Origin of the sequence: Haloferax namakaokahaiae, assembly GCF_042663225.1 — an archaeon.
Taxonomy (GTDB): Archaea; Halobacteriota; Halobacteria; order Halobacteriales; family Haloferacaceae; genus Haloferax; species Haloferax namakaokahaiae.
The window spans coordinates 112,148-130,053 of the sequence record NZ_JBHTAA010000002.1 but is presented as its reverse complement, the minus strand read 5'-3'; the positions used below and the strand labels follow the sequence as shown (position 1 = coordinate 130,053).

The following is a 17,906-nucleotide window of genomic DNA, read 5'->3' as shown; positions in this document are numbered from 1 at the left end:
TACCGTCCCAAGCGCACTGGTCGCCTTTTCTGTCACCCACTCTCGTCAGGGGTTCCGACAGACCGTTTCTCGCACTCTTGCGTCGGCATCCGTTACTGGTCACGCTATCACTCTCGTTCTACTTCCCGTTCTACCGACGGGGTCGTCAAAGTCATCCTCCTAACAACTCGTTCGGGAGGGGGGAACGGCCGACCACCAGATTGTACCTAATTGTTCCCTTCGAATGCAAGCACTGTTCCCCTCTTGCGAACCGGCGCATTTGGGGCATCTATCCGGCGTATTCACGACCGTAGCGTTCTCCTCGAGTGTACTGATAGGTCTGACACGTTCCTCAAACAGACGAATTCACGCATATTTAGGGGTCAATTTCCCCACCTATTACAGCAGTACAATTGTAATTTTCCCGTCTGGCGAACCCGGTGCGTTTCGGAGCGAACTCGTCGGCACGCCACTCGCAGGTAAGAATAAGTATCCCAAGTGTGAGATACTCTCATACAGTATGCTGCACGACGAGATTAAATTTCACAACGTGAGAGCACTCCAACGGGTACGGCCGCGTGAAGGACTTCGATTGCTCCGCGTTCCGGAGGGGGTCCGAAGTGACCTGAACACCGGTGCGCAGACGCGCATGTGCCATCCAGCGGGGACAGAGATTCGGTTCGTCCCGGAGGAGACGGTTCGAATCACCCTTTCTTCGAAGGAACGAGACAGTCTCGTTCGGGTGTTCTGGGGGGATTTTCAGGCGACCGGTGCGGAGTTCACGCTCGGGCCGGACCCGAAGACGGTCGAACTGACGTTCCCCGACCGCCTCACGAACCTCGACCCAGAATCGACTGGGTCGATGCGCTATGCTCCCGAAGTGTGCCGATTGGTGTTCCCCGGAGACCATCGCGGCGGCCACATCTACTACCACGGTGTCGAGGGCAAACGGAGACCACCGACCGACGGCGAGGTGCCACGACTTCGATATCTCGCGTACGGAACGTCTATCACCGAAGGGGAAGCGCCGAGCGCGGAGATGTTGACCTACGTCAATCAGGCAGCACGACGACTCGGCGCGGACCCGATTAATCTAGGCTCCTGCGGGACCGCATTCTGCGACCCAGCGATGGCGACTCACATCGCCAACCGCGGTGATTGGGACGTCGCCACACTCTCGCTGTCTGTGAATATGGTAAATCGGTTCTCTCCAGCGGAGTTCCGCGAACGGGCGGCGTCGATGGTCGAGACGGTCGCCGACGCGAATCCCGACACGCCAATCGCCTGTATCACGCTCTTCCCGCACGTGCGCGAGTACAAACGGAACCACGAGGAAGCGGCGCTCTCCGAGACGTTCAGAGAAGTTCTTCGTGAGGTCGTCGCCGAGTGTGGCTACGACAACGTCCACCTCGTCGAAGGACCTGACCTCCTGCCCACCGCGAGCGGATTGACGACGGACCTCGTCCACCCGGGCGACGACGCGATGATACGGATGGGCGAACACCTCGCCCGCGAACTCGAACCGCTGCTTCGTACCGACTGATTCGAATCGAGTGATTCGACACGGGCGACCCGGGCGACGTACCGACACGGCGACGCGCCGACGAAATCGACCGCGAGCGTAACACCGAAGCACCCCCCGACGCGACTGTTCAGTATGACCGTTGCGACAAACTTGGGATATATGCTCGGGATGCTCCTCGTTGGGGCGCTGGCGAAGCGTCTGGGCGTCCTCAGTCGCAGTCGGCGCGATAAACTGACGTACTTCGCGTTCGCGTTCGCACTTCCGGCGCTGGTCTTCACCTCGACCTACGACCAACCGATTCGAGAAGTCATCGAACCGACGCTCGTCGTCGGGTTTTGGGTCGTCGTCTTCTCGGTCCTCGGCATCAGTTGGCTCGTCCACCGAGCGGTTTCGCCGCCGTCGGTCAGGAGCGTCGCAATCGTCCAATCGTATCACTCGAACCTCGGATTCCTCGGACTTCCGCTCGTCGCCTCGACGTTCGGAGCGCTCACGACGGCGAAAGCGAGCGTCATCCTCGGCGTCGGCGCGCTCACCCAAGTGCCGCTCACGATATTTATTCTCGTGTTGGTGAACGGTGCAGACGTATCGCTCAGAGAGGAAGCTTTTGGCGTGGTCAAGACGCCGGTCATTCCCGCCCTGGTGACTGGCCTGATGTTCTCCGGTCTCGGACTGGGCGTGCCCGGTGTGCTCGAATCGGGTCTCGGGTTGCTCTCGTCGCTGGCGCTCCCGGTCGCACTCGTCTCTATCGGGGCGTCGCTCTCCGCCGAAATCGAGTCGTTCGACATCAAAACCGTGAGTACCGTCGTCGCCAGTAAGGTGATACTCATGCCGTTGGTCGCGTTCGCGGTGTTCACGACCATCTCGTCGAGTTGGACGACGATTCAGGCTGGCGTGACGATGCTCGCTACGCCGACTGCGGTCTCGTCGTTCATCTACGCGAACGAACTCGGTGGCGACCCCGACCTCGCTTCCTTGAACGTGTTTGCGACGACTGCGGTTTCGGTCGCCACGCTGTTCGTCGCGCTCCACTTCCTCCTCTGACGGAGTCCGAGGAGAAGCTTATTTAGTGATGCGTGTGAACCGTTGACTCGAATGCCGAGAACCTACGGTAACTTTATCGACGGTGAATGGACAGAATCTCGCTCCGGTGAGACGTTCGACGTGACGAGCCCCGCATCGGCCGGCGAAACCGTCAGCTCTCACCCAGCATCTTCGCGTGAAGATGTCGAAGCGGCGGTAGACGCCGCCGTGGCCGCTCAGGGGGAGTGGGAATCGACTCCCGGCCCGTCGCGTGGGGCGATTCTCACGAAAGCGGGAAGCCTACTGGCCGACAGAAAGGACGAGGCCACCGAGTTACTCGTCCGTGAGGAGGGAAAGACGCGCTCGGAGGCGGCGGGTGAAGTCCAACGCGCAATCGACATCTTCCACTACTACGGCGCGAAAGCGAGAGACCTGGGTGGCGTCACCAAGTCCGCCAGTGGACCCGATAAGGACCTCTACACGAAACGCGAACCGCTCGGAACGGTCGCGCTCATCACCCCGTGGAACTATCCGATTGCGATTCCCGTCTGGAAGCTCGCCCCCGCACTCGCCGCGGGGAATACAGTCGTCCTGAAACCGGCGTCCGAAGCCCCGAGCGTCGTCTCTCTCGTGTTCGAATGTCTCGAAGCGGCAGGTCTCCCAGCAGGTGTCGCAAACGTCGTCACCGGGTCGGGAAGCGACGTCGGTGGGCCACTCGTATCGAGTGACCGCGTGGACGGCGTGTCGTTCACCGGGAGTACGGAAGTCGGGACGATGGTCGCCGAGACCGCCGCCGAGGACCTCAAGCGCGTGCAGTGTGAGATGGGTGGGAAGAACCCGACTGTCGTGATGCCGAGTGCAGATATCGAGGAGGCAGCGAAAACCATCGGCGTCGGCGCGTTCGGAACGACCGGTCAGTCGTGTACGGCGACCTCGCGGGCAATCGTCCACGAAGCGGTCTACGACGAGTTCGTCGCAGCCATCACCGAATACGCTAACTCACTCGTCGTCGGTGACGGACTGGACGACCCAGACATGGGACCGCACGTCTCGGAGAGCGAACTCTCCTCGACGCTCGAATACATCGATATCGGCAGGTCCGAAGGAACCCTCGAATGTGGCGGGAGCCGACTTTCGAACGACGATTACGACGACGGCTACTTCGTCGAGCCGACCGTGTTCTCCGGCGTCGAGAACGACGCGCGAATCGCACAGGAGGAGATTTTCGGTCCCGTCCTCGCCGTCGTCGAAGCCGAGTCGTTCGACGATGCGCTCTCGCTCGCCAACGACGTTGACTATGGACTCTCGGCGAGTATCATCACGCAGGACTTGACCGAAGGCAAGCGGTTCGTCAACGACGTAGAGGCGGGTGTTGCGAAGATTAACGAGAAGACGACCGGGCTCGAACTCCACGTTCCGTTCGGCGGATACAAGGACTCCTCGACGAACACCTACCGCGAGCAGGGTGACGCCGGTCTCGACTTCTTCTCGTCCGTGAAGACCATCTACGAGAACTACTGAACACGACTCCCCGAGTCGGTTCAGGAGAACTTCGTGTTGAGTTCGATGACGTTCGCAGCACTCTGGACGTAGTCCACGAGTTCGCCGTGCAGACGGTCTTCGGTGAATCGACTCGACGGTCCCGTGATGCTCACTGCGCCGAGAATCGTCTCGTCGTTCTTGACGGGGGCGGAGACGCACCGCAGTCCGTTGATGTTCTCTTCGTCGTCGATGCCGTAGCCACGCTCGCGGATCACATCGAGGTCTTCGAATAGCTCTTCGGCGCTCGTAATCGTGTTCTCCGTACGCGGCGTGTAGTCCATCGCCGCGGCAATCTCCTCGACGCGCTCCGTTGGCATGAACGCGAGAATCGTCTTCCCCAGAGACGTGGAGTACATCGGCTGTTGGGTACCCACACGCGAGCGAGTCTCGACCGCGTTCGCACCCCTCGCCTTGTGGAGATAGGAGACCTGCCCGTGCTCCTCGATGCCGAATTGGACGATTTCGCCCGTCTGTTCGGCCAAGGAATCGACTTCTTTGCGAACGACGTCGTAGTTCCCCACCTGCTCTCGGACGTGGTTCGCGGTGTCGAGGAACCGAAGACTGAGTCGGTAGCCGTCGCCCGTCCGGACGATGACTCGTCGTTCTTCGAGCGTCCGGAGGTGGCTGTGAACCGTACTCTTCGAGTGACCGAGTTCGTTCGCAATCCTCGTGACGCCGATACCCGATTCGTCTTGGATGAGGTCGAGGATATTGAACGCTATCTGCACCGAACGGATGGTCCGGCCCGAGCGTTCGTTTGGGTGGGGAGTCATACGTTGCCATTAGGAATCCCCCCATATATCTGTTCCCCACTGGGGAACGATTGCGGCAGGTAATCGGTCGGAATCTCGAACGGAGTCGGCTCTCACGTCGTCGTGAGGCCATGGGATACCTTTTTCATCCCCGGCCGTATCCGTGTGAGTAGTATACGCATGAATTCAGATGAACGAGCACCAGTTCAGTCTCGCGTCGCGGGATATCTTCGTTCGTTGGACATCGACGGCCAGTCGTGGATAACGGGCGTCGCCATCAACGGACTGCTCGCGGAAGGAGGCGACGACTCCGTCGCCCACGCGAAGCACCTCGTCGATACTGCGGTTGCAACGCAGGACGACGCCGGTCAGTTGGGCTACGGCCCGAGCTACCCCATCGAAGTGTTCAGCCACGGAAGAGAGTACGAGGCCAGTTGGGAGCTGACCGTCAAGAAGTGTATGAACACGAACAACAGCACTGCCATCGGCCACGGCGTACTCGACTTCTACGAGCGCACCGACGAAGACCGATATCTCGACGCAGCATCTCGCGCGTACGACTCACTCCTCTCGTTCGAACGAACCGAAGACGGCGGGATTCCCCACCACGACCCCGCCCTCGCGGGCATCAAATCACTCTGGATAGACTCCGTCTACATGATGTGCCCGTTCTTTGCCCGCTACGCGGCGGCGTCCGGAAACGAGGACGCGTACGACGAAGCAGTCGGTCAAGTTCTCGTTCACGCGAAACACCTCAGAGACGACTTGACAGGTCTCTTCCGACACATCTGGGTCGAACAGCCGAACTACTACCCACAGGGCGCGTTCTGGGCACGTGGCAATGGCTGGGTCGCGGCCGCCGCCGCGGACGTACTCGAACTTCTCCCAGAGACGCACCCGAAACGCGACGAACTGCTCGAGATGTTCCAAGACCACTGTAGCGCACTCCTCCCACTGCAGGAGGAGAACGGCTTCTGGCACAACCTCGTGGACGACCCGCACACGCCGCTGGAGTCCTCGGGGACGCTGATGTTCGCCTACGCGTTCGCTCGCGGCGTCGAACTTGGCTTGCTCGACGAAGCAACCTATCGCCAACCGGCCGAAGACGCGGTCGCTGCGGTCTCTCGAATCGTCGGCGACGACGGCGCAGTCAACCGCGTCGCCGGGCCGCCGGGCGGACCCGAAGCGCCGCTGACGGTGACCCCCTACGGACAAGGCTGGTATCTCATGGCGGCGGCCGCCCTGGAGTGAACGAGACCGGTCACGCACGAATTCGAACAGCGGCGAAGTGACTGACGAATACGAACGACAACGACGACCATGACTTACAACGCGGGCATCATCGGCACGGGTGGAATCGCGGGGATGGGAATCCTCGGAATGCACGACGAAGAAGCCATCGGCACGGAGAGAATCGACGCGAGTCACGCCGGTGGCTACGCGGCGACGGACGATATCGAACTCGTCGCAGTCGCCGACGTAGAGGAGTCGAAACTGGCGACGTTCGGCGAGGCGTGGGACATCCCAGCGGACCGACGGTACGTCGGCCACGAAGCGATGCTCGAACACGAGGACCTCGACGTCGTCTCGGTCTGTACGCCCTCGTTTCTCCACCACGAACACGTCGTCGATGCCGCGTACGCTGCCGCCGAACCGAGTGTTATCTGGTGCGAAAAGCCCATCGCGTCGGCAGTGAGCGACGCCGAGCGCATGGTCGATGCGTGCGAAGAGACCGACACCGAACTCGTCGTCAACCACTCGTTTCGGTTCACGGACAAACTGCGCCAACTCCGCTCGCTGATTCACGAGGAGGGACTGCTCGGTGACGTGTCTTCGGTGAGCACACAGTACCGAATGGAGTTGATGCGAAACTCGACGCACGTGTTGGACACCCTCGTTTACCTCCTCGACGCGAGAGCATCGCAGGTGAGCGGGTACATCACCGGCGAAAACGAAGCCATCGACGCGTTGGGTGCGACCGAGTCGGTCGTTGACGCCGGCGGCGGCGGGCACGTCGTGATGGACGACGGGACGTTCGTCACCGTAGACTGCACGATTCCGCGCGAAATCTCGTCGATGACGTTGAGTTTCATCGGGACGGAAGGCAAACTCTACATGAACAACGACGACGGCGAGTGGCGGTACTGGGCACTCGAAGACGGCGACCACGTCGAGCGGCCGCTCCCGGGAATCGATGGTGCGTGGACGTGGGAGTCCGATTATCAGGAGTCGTTTGCGAACGCGGCCGAACACATCGAGAGATTGCTCGCTGGAACCGTCGAGAACTGCTCGCCGGGCGTCGAGGCAGCGCGGTCCTTAGAAATCATCGTCGGGTTCTACCTCTCGCACTACACGGAGGCGACCGTCGATATCCCACTCGACGAACCCCTCCGCGAAATCCCCATCTCGTCGTGGTAAGGTTCGATGAGAGAGATGCGTGGCAAAGTTATCCGGTATTACCGGACGCATATTGATTCGTTCGAACGACGCCCTCTATCACGCAAATTGCAGGAGTGCGCTCGATTACCGAGTGGTGGTCACGAGAAACGAACCGAACCGCAGTCGCACGAGAACGGTGGGGCGTGTGGTACGCAGGCCACTCCGAGTCAGCTGGAAACGTCTCTGATAGGTGATTTCATTACAATCGTACGGAAGTAATGCTTTTTCAGTGTTCGACAATAGGTCGTCTCGTCGGTTTCGCAGAAATCTCGTCTGAACACCTTCGAAGTGGTACGGGGGGTGAGAGATGGGCGCTCGAATATTTCCGCCATCGCCGGATGACCATCCGTCAATGCCGTATCCCACAGGAGAGAAGAGAGAACGACGTATTTCGATGCTCTCATTCGAATGAGGGAGAGAATCTGAGGTTCGTCGATATCTCTCGCAGGCCAGTTCGTTGTCGCATATTCCAAATTTTTCCGGCATGGCCGGAAGTGGGATTGGTGTGCCTTCCGATTAGACCATCCGATACACTTCGTCCATCCACGTGTCGTCTTCGTCGATGACGATTGGACCCATCTCTTCTGCCCACGCTGACTGTGCGTCGCTCGTCTCCATCACCTCGCGGATTACGTCGGGGTCTTCGACCTCCATAAAGCCGAACACGTGACCGTCTTTCTCGAACACGCTGTAAGTCTCCAGCCCGGCATCGGAGTCGAGATACGCCGATTCGAGCGCTTCGGGGACGTTCTCGTGTTTCGTTCGATACGCCTCGCGCTGTCCGTCCTTGATTTGCAAATGGAACGCAATTCGCGCCATACGACCGTCTTTCGGTGGGACCAACCTTAGAGCTTCGGCAAGCAAGATTTAGTATCCGAGCGCACAACTTCGCTGGTAATGATAGATACGCATACCCACGCGTGGGGGGCAGCGAATCGAGACCATCCGTGGGTCAACGGGCCAATTTTAGACCTCGTCGAATCGTTCGACGTTCACACCGTCTACACGGCCGAACGACTGCTGCGAGACATGGACAAAAACGGCGTCGATGAGGCCGTCGTCGTCGGCTATCCAATCACCGAGTGGACCGATAACTGGTACACGCGGCACGTCGCATCCGAGTACGACAGACTCCACGGTATCGTGATGCTCGACCCATTCGCCGACGACGCTCTCGAACGCCTCGAAGCCTGCATGGAGACGGATGGCGTCCTCGGATTTCGGCTCGGAGCGGCCTGTCCGTACGACCAGATGTGGGAGACGTTCGACCCGAGTGTTGCGTGGCTTCGTGAGAGCATCGAACAGACCGAGTTCTGGGAGGCGGCGCTCGAACACGACGCCGCCGTACAGATTCTGTGTGACCACTCGCAACTCGACCAGGCACTCGAACTCGTGGACGCGTATCCCGAACTCACGTATCTATTCGACCACTTCGCTCACGCAAGCCCCAAGACGCCGACCAGTGAGGGGACGTTCGCACAGTTCGAAGACCTCGCCGCGTACGAGAACGTCGCGGTGAAAGTCTCTGAAATCGTCCACATGTCCGATACGTCGTTCCCCTACGAAGACATGCACGACCACGTTCGCTGGTTCCTCGATACGTTCGGCCGAGAGCGCGTCATCTGGGGGTCAGACTACCCGAACGTGAGCGACGTTGCGAGCTACGCGGAGGCGATACACTGGCTCAAGCAGGTGGACTCGGTCTCCGAAAAGGACCGTTCGTGGTTAACAGAAAAGGCGTTTCGACGGCACCTCGGGCTGTACTAACCGACGCTCGAAATCGACCCGCTAGTCGCCGTTCATCAGAAGTTCGACCGGGTGCGTGGGTTGCCGGTCGAGCAACGAATCGATCTGTTCGAGACAGGAGGTCCCGCTTGCGACGACCGTTCTGTTCCGGGTGTCGTCGGTTTCGAGTTGCCCGCGGAGTCGGTCGCCGACATCCATGCTCAGTTCGTAGTAATCCGTCTTGTACCCGAAGCTCCCGGCCATCCCGCAGCACTCGACGTCAGAAGTCACCACGTCGTAGCCGCACGCTTCGAGCACGGCGACGGTGTAGGACTCTAGTCCGAGAGTTCGCTGTTGGCAGTGACTGTGATAGGCGACGTCGGTGTCGGCCGGTGAAAGCGAGAGTTGGTCTGGGGAAGCCCCGTTTTCGAAGAGACCGTACACGTATTCGAGTATCTCGTAGCTGTTGTCCGACAAGGAGGCGAACGCGTCCGTATCGACGAGGCGCTCGTACTCTCTGGTGAACATGGCGTGGTCGCTCGGTTCGACGACGACGATATCGCGGCCGTCTTCGATGTACGGCGCGAGCGTCTCGGTGACTCGTTCGGCGTGGTCCGTCGCGGTCGCAACCATCCCTTGTGAGAAGGGCGCCCGACCGCTGGACGGAACGCTCGGAACCACGACATCGACGCCGAGGGCTTCGAGCGTGCGGACGGCGGCTTTCCCGCGTTCGACCTGCACGTGATTGGTGTACAGGTCGGGGTAGAGGACCGCCCTCCGAATCGGGTCCGAGACGGTCGAATCCCTGCGTTCGAACCAATCGACCAGCTTCTCCCATTTGAACGAGGGGAGCGCCCGACGCTTGTCGATACCGAGAACACGCTCCATCACCTCACGAGAGAGCGTCGTCCCGGCGACCCAGTTCGAGAGCGGAGCGGTCGCACTCCCGAGTTTTGCGACCGTCTCGAAGTTACCGAAGAACCGCTTCTGGAGTGGGGGACCCTCGTCTTCTGCGTCCGGCGTGAGACCATCGACGAACCAGTCGGCGGGGTGTTTTCCGGTCCGGTTGACTCGGTCTCGGACGACCGTATTTATCCACGGGATGTCGATTTTGACCGGACAGGCGTTCACACACCGGGTACAGCCGGTACAGAAATCGTTGAACTCGCCCGCGACGTCGAGCCCCTCGATGCCCGCTTCCCACCCGGTTGCGATACCACCGGAGTACGTTTCACCGCCGAAGGCGTGGCCGCCGACGTGCTGGAAATTCGCACACGAGTTCGAACACGCCGAGCAGCGAATACAGTACAGTGTCTCGCGTAACTGGTCGTCGTCTCGCATCGCCAAGCGACCGTTATCGACGAGAACGAGGTGGAAATCGCGGTCGGTATCGAACTCGGAGATGGGAGTCGTCTCGTCTTCGAAATCGACCACTGGCGTCTCGACTGGCGGGGTGAGAAGCGAGACGTACGAGGTGATGTCCTGTCCGGTCCCGGAGCGACCGATGAGTTCGACGAACGGGTCGAGGTCGGACACGGACGGGATGATTTTCTCCACGCCGGCGACAGAAATCTGCGTGTCCGTCGCAGCGACGGTCTTCCGCGCGTTCCCCTCGCTCGTCACCAGCGCAATCGACCCCGTGTCTGCGGTGATGAAGTTCGCACCGGTCATGCCGACCTGCGCGTCGAGAATCTGTTCGCCGAGTTTCTCGCTGGCGAACTGCGTGAGTTCTTCGGCCGTCTCCAGTGGCTCGTCGGGGTCGAACCGCTCGTTGAACAACTCGGCTATCGCTTCCCGGGACTTGTGAATCGCCGGCGCGACGATGTGTGAAGGGGCCTCTTCGGCGAGTTGGAGCACCCACTCCCCGAGGTCCGTCTCGACGACATCGACGCCATCACCTTCGAGGACGTGGTTCACTTCGAGTTCCTCGGTGGTCATCGACTTCGATTTGACGACCCGGTCGGCATCGCGCTCGGCGACGACGGTTCGAATGTACTCGTTGGCGTCGTCGGCGTCGTCGGCGACGTAGACGGTCCCGCCGTTCGCCTCGACCGACTCGCGCAACTGGTCGATGAGTTCCGGAAGGCGCTCGATGGCGTCTTCCTTGATTGCGCGCGCCTCGTCTTTCAACTCCTCGTAGGCTTCGAGGTCGGCGACAGAGTCGTACCGTCCTTGGTTGAATCCACGCGTGTTCTCACCGACCGCCGTGCCTTCGGTTCGCATCAGGGTGCGAATCTTGTCGGCTTTCGACATCTACTCTTCCCCCTCCGTCACGACGACGACGTGCACGTCACGCGGGCCGTGTGCGCCCTTCACGAGCGCGCCCATGTCGGCGGTCGCACTCGGGCCGGTGGCGATGATTGCGCTCTGTGGCGAACGAGTGAACGCCGTCGCAATCGAATCGATGGCCGACTCCATCGATTCGTGGATGTCGGATTCACGAATCACCGCGATGTGGCGTTCGACGAACAGGCTCACGAGTTCGCTGCCGGAGTCAGTGGGAGTCAGAACGAGAGAACCGTAATCTGCGACGCCGAGACTCGACGCGGTGATGCCGATAGTGGCGTTCGTGAGTGCCGCGGGCGTGGGGTCGATAGTGACGCTCGTCTCGGAGAGCGAGAGCGCCGGGTCGTCGAACTCGTCGTCTAACGCGACTCCCACTGCGGGGGCATCGACGAGTTCCTCGATGTGTCGTTGGAAAGACGAGGCATCGACTCGGGAGGACGAAACGCCTCCCTCAGAGAGGGACGCCTCGAACTGCGATAGCGCTGCTGTAGGCATGTTACCGAGTCTGACGAACTACTCCAGTATTTAGTTTGGGATAGCGGGAACGACTACGCACGCGCGTGGGGCTACTCGCACGAGACACTCTGAGTCCACTCCAGACTCCCCTGCAACCTACCGATATATTTATTACATACAATCATATTGGTTTGTAATGTCACACCATGACAGATAGTCAATCGAACCGGCTCAGTAGGCGTCGCTATGTGACTGGACTTGGCGCAGGTGTCACTGCGGCGCTGGCTGGCTGTATGGGAGGCGGTGGAAACGGTAGCGGGACAGATGGTGGTGGCGGTGGCTCCGGTTCCGGTGGCTCACAATCGCTCGACTTCTGGCTGTTCGGTGGCATTCCAGCAGAGCGAGAGTACATCAGCAACCACTACAGTAGTTACGAGGACCACGATGTCTCCTACCAACACCAAGAGTGGGGCCAGAAGTACCAAATCATTGCGTCGGCGGCGGCGAACAACAACCTCCCTGACGTGATGGCGGGGCAAACCCAACAGATTCCAGATTACGTCGGAGCGAACGCGATTCAACCGCTCGACCAAGAGCAGTTCGCCGACCAACTCGAAGAGATAAACAGTCGCTTCATCCAGGCGAACGTGGACACCCAGATTTACGAGGGACTGGGCGATACCGAGGGCGAGCGCCAGTGGGGACTTCCCGGCGGCTACGCCGACCTCGGCCCGTTCGTGGACATTCGAACCGACTACCTCGAACAGACGAGCTTCGACAGTCCACCGCGGAACTGGGAAGAGCTTATCCAACTCGGCGAGGAGATGCAGGAGTTAGACGAGGTTTCGGCCGCCATCACTGCACCGGGGACCGACTTCGGGCTGACCGCTGGTTACTTCATCGGCTTCGTCTACGCGAACGGTGGTCGGTACTACGACCCCGAGACGTTGGAGGCCACTGTTGACCAGCCCGGCTTCGTCGATGCCGTCAAGCTCTACCAAGATATCGCAGAAGCGGGACTGTTCCCCGATTCGATGGCCGAGAACGACCACATCGGCGCGGGGCGACTCCTGCGGGAGGGCGAGTCTGGTATCTTCATCACGTACTCGCACGCGAACGCGGTGTACCAGACGACCGGCGCACCACAACCGTGGCTCGACGGCGAAGGACACACCGTCACTCGCGCGCCGCTGCCGGACAGCCCGTCTGGTAATTTCGAACCCCGAGACCTGCTCTTGCAGAACGCACAGGGATTCATGCTCGGCAACGGGACCGGTTCGGAGAGCGAACTGCAGGCCGCGTTCGACTTCACCGAGTGGTGGAACACCGAAGAACAACTCGCGGCCTGGACGTACAACGAGGATTCAGACGTTGGTATCCGCGGCCGCGTCCCGACGTTGAAAAGCGCGTTCGAAGACCCGAGCGACCTGTTCCGAAGTCAGTTCGGCGACCTCGTGACCCTGTACGAGAACGACGACCTGTTCACCCGGACCTCTCGATTCCCGTCGTTCTCGGGAATCGCATCGGTCCAAAGTATCATCAACACGGAGGTCATCCAACCAGTCGTGCTGGGTAACAAGACCGCAGAGGAAGCGTGTAGTGACGCGAACAGTTCGGTGCAAGAAGTCATCGACGAGGAACTGGCGTGACGATGCACCGAGTATCGAACGCGAGAGCGAGATAGGAACGACGGAGTATCATGAGCTATTCGAAACAAGCGAAAACGTCGTACGAGAACATCACGGAACAGATTCCGGAGGGGGTCAAAGTCTACCTCCCCATCCTCCCAGTGATGACGCTGGTTGGGGTGTTCATCCTGTACCCCATCGCGCAGGCAATCTATTCCAGCTTCTTCAACAAAGACCTGCTCGCACCGAGCGAGGCAGAGTTCATCGGACTTGCGAACTACGCCGAGATTTGGACGAGTGCCACGATTCACCAGGTCCTCTGGAACACACTCGTTTGGGTCGTCGTTGGAAGCTTCGCAGCGATCGTCCTCGGGTTCTTGATGGGGTGGCTACTCCACGAGAAACTGCCGTATACGAGCGTTGCGAGTGCAATCGTCCTCATCCCGTGGGTCCTTCCCCGGGTCGTCGGCGCGTCCATCTGGCAGTTCATGTTCGGTGGGTCCCAGGGCATCATCAACGAACTACTCGTGCAGATGGGCGTCATCGACGAGTACATCGTCATGCTCGGATCGACCGAACTCTCGTTGTGGCCGCCGATTATCGGAATGATTTGGCGACTCGCACCGTTGTTCGCCCTGTTGACGCTCACGTCGTTGCAGGGAATCGACGAACACCTCTACGAGGCGGCGCGCATGGATGGCGCGACGCCGTGGGAACAGTTCCGTTACATCACCATTCCGATGATGCGATACAACCTCGCTATCGGGTTCCTGTTGATGCTCATCTACAACATCCGGAACTTCTCGATGATCTGGGTGATGACCAAGGGCGGTCCCGGCGTCTCCAGCAGTACGCTCCCGGTGATGATTTACCGGACGGCGTTCGTCGATTTCGACGTCGGATTGGCGTCGGCACTGTCGATGTTACTCTTCGTCGTCCTGCTGGTGTTCTCGTACTACTACATCCAGGTGTACGAACAAGTGCAAGGTGAAATCTGATGGCAACACAAGATACCGACCCGAAAGCAGAGTTCAGAAAGAACGAATCGTGGCTGTTCGATACGACGGCCGGTTCGTACGTTCGGAAGACCGCGGTCGGTCTCCTGACGCTCGTCGTCTTCGCGTTCATCCTGTTCCCGCTGTACTGGATGATCGTAACGGCGTTCAAGACGACCGCAGAGATTCAGCAGATTCCGCCGACTATCTTCCCGAACGACTTCTCACTCGAAGGGTTCCGACTCGTCATCGAGTCGTCCATCCAGTCGGGCGGATACGCGGCACTGTTCAACAGTTTGTTCGGCTGGCAGGCGTCGTCGGCCATCGACATCGACATCCTGTCGCTCGTGTTGAACAGTCTGAAAGTCGCCATCGGGGCCGGCCTCATCGCGCTCGTGCTCGGGACCATGGCGTCCTACGTACTCTCACGACGGGAGTTCGCGGGGAAGAACGCGCTCATGAGCATCCTCCTCGCGTCGCTGATGTTCCCCGGGACGGCCATCATGGTGCCCGAGTGGGAGCTCGTTTCGGCGCTCGGCCTGTTCAACACGCACCTCGTGTTGATATTCATCTACGGCGCGATGACCGCACCGTTCGTCGTGTGGCTCATGAAAGGGTTCTTCGACGACTTCCCGGATTCCATCATCGAGGCGTCTCGAATCGACCAGTGTAGCTCGTTCGAGACCTTCTGGTACGTCATCGTCCCGATGGCGCGAAACTCGCTCATCGCTTCGTTCATCTTCGCGTTCCTCCTCGCATGGAACGAGTTGGTGTTCGCGCTGACACTGCTCGACAACTCGCGGTACACGGTTCCGCCAGGATTGCTCACCTTCGTGCAGGGGTTCAACACCCAGTGGAACGTCGTCGCAGCAGCGTCGATTATCATCTCGCTTCCCGTCCTCCTCGGACTGGCCTACATCCAGCGCTACTTCGTCCAAGGGCTCACCGGCGGCGCAATCAAAGGCTAACGCCCCCCACTCACTTCTCGCCGTAGGACGCTACCTTTAAGAGATGTCCTACGGTAACGTTTTACAATGACACACCTCACGATAGACGGTGTCACGAAAGTTTTCGGAGATCCCGACAAAGACGGTGTCGTGGCAGTCGATGATCTGCACATCGACGTCGCCGACGGCGAGTTTCTCGTTCTGCTCGGGCCGAGCGGATGTGGGAAGACCACGACACTCCGGATGATAGGTGGGTTAGAAACGCCGAGCGAGGGAGAGATTCTGTTCGACGAAACCGTCGTCAACGACATCAAAGCCCGCAACCGAGACGTGGCGATGGTGTTCCAAGACTTCGCGCTGTATCCGCACATGACCGTCCGAGAGAACCTCGGGTTCGGTCTCAAACGCGAAGACAACGGGATGTCGAAAGACGACATCGACCAGCGAGTCGAAGAGGTGGCGACGATGCTCGAAATCGAGCAACTGCTGAACAACAAGCCCGCACAACTCTCGGGCGGGCAGAAACAGCGGGTCGCGCTCGGACGAGCGATTATTCGAGAACCGCGGCTGTTCTTGTTCGACGAACCCCTCGCAAACCTCGATGCGAAACTTCGGAAGACGATGCGGACTGAAATCGACGAACTACAATCTGAAGTCGGGATAACGTCCGCGTACGTCACGCACAACCAGGAAGAGGCGATGACCATCGCCGACAAAATCGCGGTTCTCAACGAGGGGTCGCTCCAACAACTCGGTCGGCCAGAACAGGTGTTCAACGAACCGTCGAACCTCTTCGTCGCACAGTTCGTCGGAAGTCCGGACATGAACATCTTCGAGGGCACTGTCGAATCATCGGGGACCGGCTACCGGGTGGAACTCCAAGATGCCTCGTTCGAGATTCCAGAAGCACTCGTCGAGGGCGAACTGTCAGGTGAAGTCTTCGTCGGCTTCCGTCCGCAGGACTTCTATCAGACGAACAAGCGGCAGGCAGATGGGTTGACGTTCGACGCCGACGTTCGAATCGTCGAACCGGTCGGCACGAAAGCAATCGTCCACAGCGACACGCCGATGGGGAGGGTGACTGCCGAAATCGAAGAGTTCCACGGTCTCTCTGCAGGCGACTCGCTGTCTCTGTCCATCTCACCAGAGCACGTCTATCTGTTCGACGCCGAAACCGAGACGTTGCTCAAAGGCCGGCACATCAAAAGACACGACAGCGAACGGACGTCGGATAACGTCGAAGTCTGAACGACTCGCAGACAGATGACAAGGTGATAGTCCGGGGACCCACGGAGTGAAATTAACGTGCGACCGCCACACTCGGAAGTCCCCATAGCCACAGCATCGACCGCTCTCACGGTGTCTTGACCCAAAATTATTAATCAGAGTGTTCGCATAGTCAACCTGAGACGAACCCAGTACGTCTACGTGCGATTATGAAAGCAATTATTCAGACCGGACCGAGTTCGGTAGAGACACAAGAGCGGGAGGTTCCGACCCCCGACGCAGACGAACTACTCATCAAAGTCCACACGGCGGGACTCTGTGGAAGCGACGCCCACGCGTTCAAATACGACGGCGGGTACGAGTGGATTCCAATCCCTCGTGTCATGGGCCACGAGTACTCCGGGACCGTCGCCGAAGTCGGCGACGACGTCGAGACGTTCGAGGTGGGCGACAAAGTCGTCGAAGAACCGATTCACGACTGCGGACACTGTTTCCAGTGTCGCAACGGCCAGCCGAACGTCTGTCAGAACTTCTCGATTACGGGGATGCACAAGGACGGTGCGTACGCCGAGTACGTCACCGTCGAACCGAGGCACGTCCACGCGGTCCCAGACGGGGTGCCACTGGACCACGCGGCGATTACCGAACCGACGAGTATCGCAACGCGTGCCGTCCTCGACCAGTCGGTCACGACGCCGGGAGACAACGTCCTCGTCGAAGGCCCGGGACCAATCGGTGTGCTCGTCGCCGCCGTCGCCGACTCGCTCGGTGCGAACGTCGTCGTCTCCGGACTGGACCAAGACGCCGAGTATCGCCTTCCGCTGCTCGACGACCTCGGTATCGACACCGTCAACGTTCAGGCTGAGGATGGACTCGACGGACGAGTCGATTCGCAGACCGACGGAATCGGCTTCGACGTCGTCTTCGACGCGACGGGCCACCACAGCGGAGTGGTCTCGGGCGTCGATGTCGTTCGGAAGGGCGGGCAAGTCGTCGTCGTCGGTATCCCGAACTCGGCGAGCGACCTGAGTCTCACGTCGGCCGTCCGCGGCGAAGTGGACATCAACACGTCCTACGGTTCGACGTGGTCGAACTTCGAACAGGCGCTTCGCCTGATGGAGCGCGGTGAAATCGCCGTGGACAAGATTCTCGATACTGGCTACAGCGTCGATGAACCGGCAGCAGCGTTCGAAGCGTTCCTCAACTCCGAGACCTGCAAACCGGTCTTCCAATTCGACGAGTAGGGTCGCACAGCGTAGAAATTCGGCTGGTACAGAGCGGAAATTCGAGTGACGTATAGCGTGACTTCGACCAACACATTGCGAAGGTTCGGGCATCGCGCGAGGCGTTCGGCATTCGCCCGACGGGTCGAAAAACGGGCGACG

Annotated in this window: 15 protein-coding genes; 11 read left to right on the top strand and 4 right to left on the bottom strand. The window is 59.8% G+C overall.

Annotation, left to right across the window (positions count from 1 at the left end; all coding sequences use genetic code 11):
• Positions 1–499: 499 nt before the first annotated feature.
• The 3 genes from ACFQJC_RS06410 to xacF all read left to right on the top strand — a co-directional run bounded on the left by ACFQJC_RS06410 (position 500) and on the right by xacF (position 4,045).
• Complete coding sequence (locus ACFQJC_RS06410; protein ID WP_390222467.1) at positions 500–1,522, top strand: SGNH/GDSL hydrolase family protein; 1,023 nt, start codon at positions 500–502, stop codon at positions 1,520–1,522.
• A gap of 114 nt (positions 1,523–1,636) precedes the next feature.
• Positions 1,637–2,545, top strand: coding sequence for an AEC family transporter (locus ACFQJC_RS06405; RefSeq protein WP_390222465.1), 909 nt, complete (start codon positions 1,637–1,639; stop codon positions 2,543–2,545).
• A gap of 51 nt (positions 2,546–2,596) precedes the next feature.
• The gene (xacF, locus tag ACFQJC_RS06400; protein WP_390222463.1) at positions 2,597–4,045 is read left to right on the top strand and encodes a 2,5-dioxovalerate dehydrogenase; all 1,449 of its coding nucleotides are present in this window, start codon (positions 2,597–2,599) and stop codon (positions 4,043–4,045) included.
• Positions 4,046–4,065: 20 nt separating this feature from the next.
• Here the strand turns inward: xacF and ACFQJC_RS06395 are convergent, their stop codons facing one another.
• Positions 4,066–4,839 carry an IclR family transcriptional regulator gene (locus tag ACFQJC_RS06395; RefSeq protein ID WP_390222461.1) on the bottom strand — a complete coding sequence of 258 codons (774 nt, stop codon included), beginning with the start codon at positions 4,837–4,839 and terminating at the stop codon, positions 4,066–4,068.
• Between the two features lie 159 nt (positions 4,840–4,998).
• Here ACFQJC_RS06395 and ACFQJC_RS06390 point away from each other — a divergent pair, with 159 nt between their 5' ends.
• A complete protein-coding gene (locus ACFQJC_RS06390; protein ID WP_390222459.1) occupies positions 4,999–6,069 on the top strand; it encodes a glycoside hydrolase family 88/105 protein in 1,071 nt (356 codons plus the stop codon).
• A 69-nt stretch (positions 6,070–6,138) separates the two neighbouring features.
• Complete coding sequence (locus ACFQJC_RS06385) at positions 6,139–7,236, top strand: Gfo/Idh/MocA family protein (RefSeq protein WP_390222457.1); 1,098 nt, start codon at positions 6,139–6,141, stop codon at positions 7,234–7,236.
• 537 nt (positions 7,237–7,773) lie between these two features.
• On the opposite strand, the gene ACFQJC_RS06380 is transcribed toward ACFQJC_RS06385, so the two are convergent.
• Positions 7,774–8,076, bottom strand: coding sequence for an L-rhamnose mutarotase (locus ACFQJC_RS06380; RefSeq protein ID WP_390222455.1), 303 nt, complete (start codon positions 8,074–8,076; stop codon positions 7,774–7,776).
• Positions 8,077–8,154: 78 nt separating this feature from the next.
• Between ACFQJC_RS06380 and rhcC the strand changes: the two genes are divergently transcribed.
• On the top strand, positions 8,155–9,024 hold the full coding sequence (gene rhcC / locus ACFQJC_RS06375) for an L-rhamnono-1,4-lactonase (protein WP_390222453.1): 870 nt from the start codon (positions 8,155–8,157) through the stop codon (positions 9,022–9,024).
• Between the two features lie 21 nt (positions 9,025–9,045).
• Here the strand turns inward: rhcC and ACFQJC_RS06370 are convergent, their stop codons facing one another.
• On the bottom strand, positions 9,046–11,235 hold the full coding sequence (locus ACFQJC_RS06370; protein ID WP_390222451.1) for an LUD domain-containing protein: 2,190 nt from the start codon (positions 11,233–11,235) through the stop codon (positions 9,046–9,048).
• Positions 11,236–11,763, bottom strand: coding sequence for an LUD domain-containing protein (locus tag ACFQJC_RS06365; protein WP_390222449.1), 528 nt, complete (start codon positions 11,761–11,763; stop codon positions 11,236–11,238).
• A gap of 254 nt (positions 11,764–12,017) precedes the next feature.
• Here ACFQJC_RS06365 and ACFQJC_RS06360 point away from each other — a divergent pair, with 254 nt between their 5' ends.
• From ACFQJC_RS06360 to rhcE, 5 genes are all read left to right on the top strand, one after another.
• Positions 12,018–13,373: an ABC transporter substrate-binding protein gene (locus ACFQJC_RS06360; protein ID WP_390222690.1), complete on the top strand. Its 1,356-nt coding sequence runs from the start codon at positions 12,018–12,020 to the stop codon at positions 13,371–13,373.
• 50 nt (positions 13,374–13,423) lie between these two features.
• Positions 13,424–14,350 carry a carbohydrate ABC transporter permease gene (locus ACFQJC_RS06355; protein ID WP_390222447.1) on the top strand — a complete coding sequence of 309 codons (927 nt, stop codon included), beginning with the start codon at positions 13,424–13,426 and terminating at the stop codon, positions 14,348–14,350.
• Entirely contained in the window at positions 14,350–15,315 is a 966-nt protein-coding gene (locus ACFQJC_RS06350) for a carbohydrate ABC transporter permease (RefSeq protein WP_390222445.1), read from the top strand. Before ACFQJC_RS06355 ends, ACFQJC_RS06350 begins: the two co-directional genes overlap by 1 nt.
• Before the next feature lie 66 nt (positions 15,316–15,381).
• Positions 15,382–16,542 (top strand): ABC transporter ATP-binding protein, encoded by a 1,161-nt coding sequence (locus ACFQJC_RS06345; protein ID WP_390222444.1) that lies wholly within the window; start codon positions 15,382–15,384, stop codon positions 16,540–16,542.
• A 188-nt stretch (positions 16,543–16,730) separates the two neighbouring features.
• The gene (rhcE, locus tag ACFQJC_RS06340) at positions 16,731–17,765 is read left to right on the top strand and encodes a 2-keto-3-deoxy-L-rhamnonate dehydrogenase (protein WP_390222443.1); all 1,035 of its coding nucleotides are present in this window, start codon (positions 16,731–16,733) and stop codon (positions 17,763–17,765) included.
• The last annotated feature ends 141 nt before the right edge of the window (positions 17,766–17,906 follow it).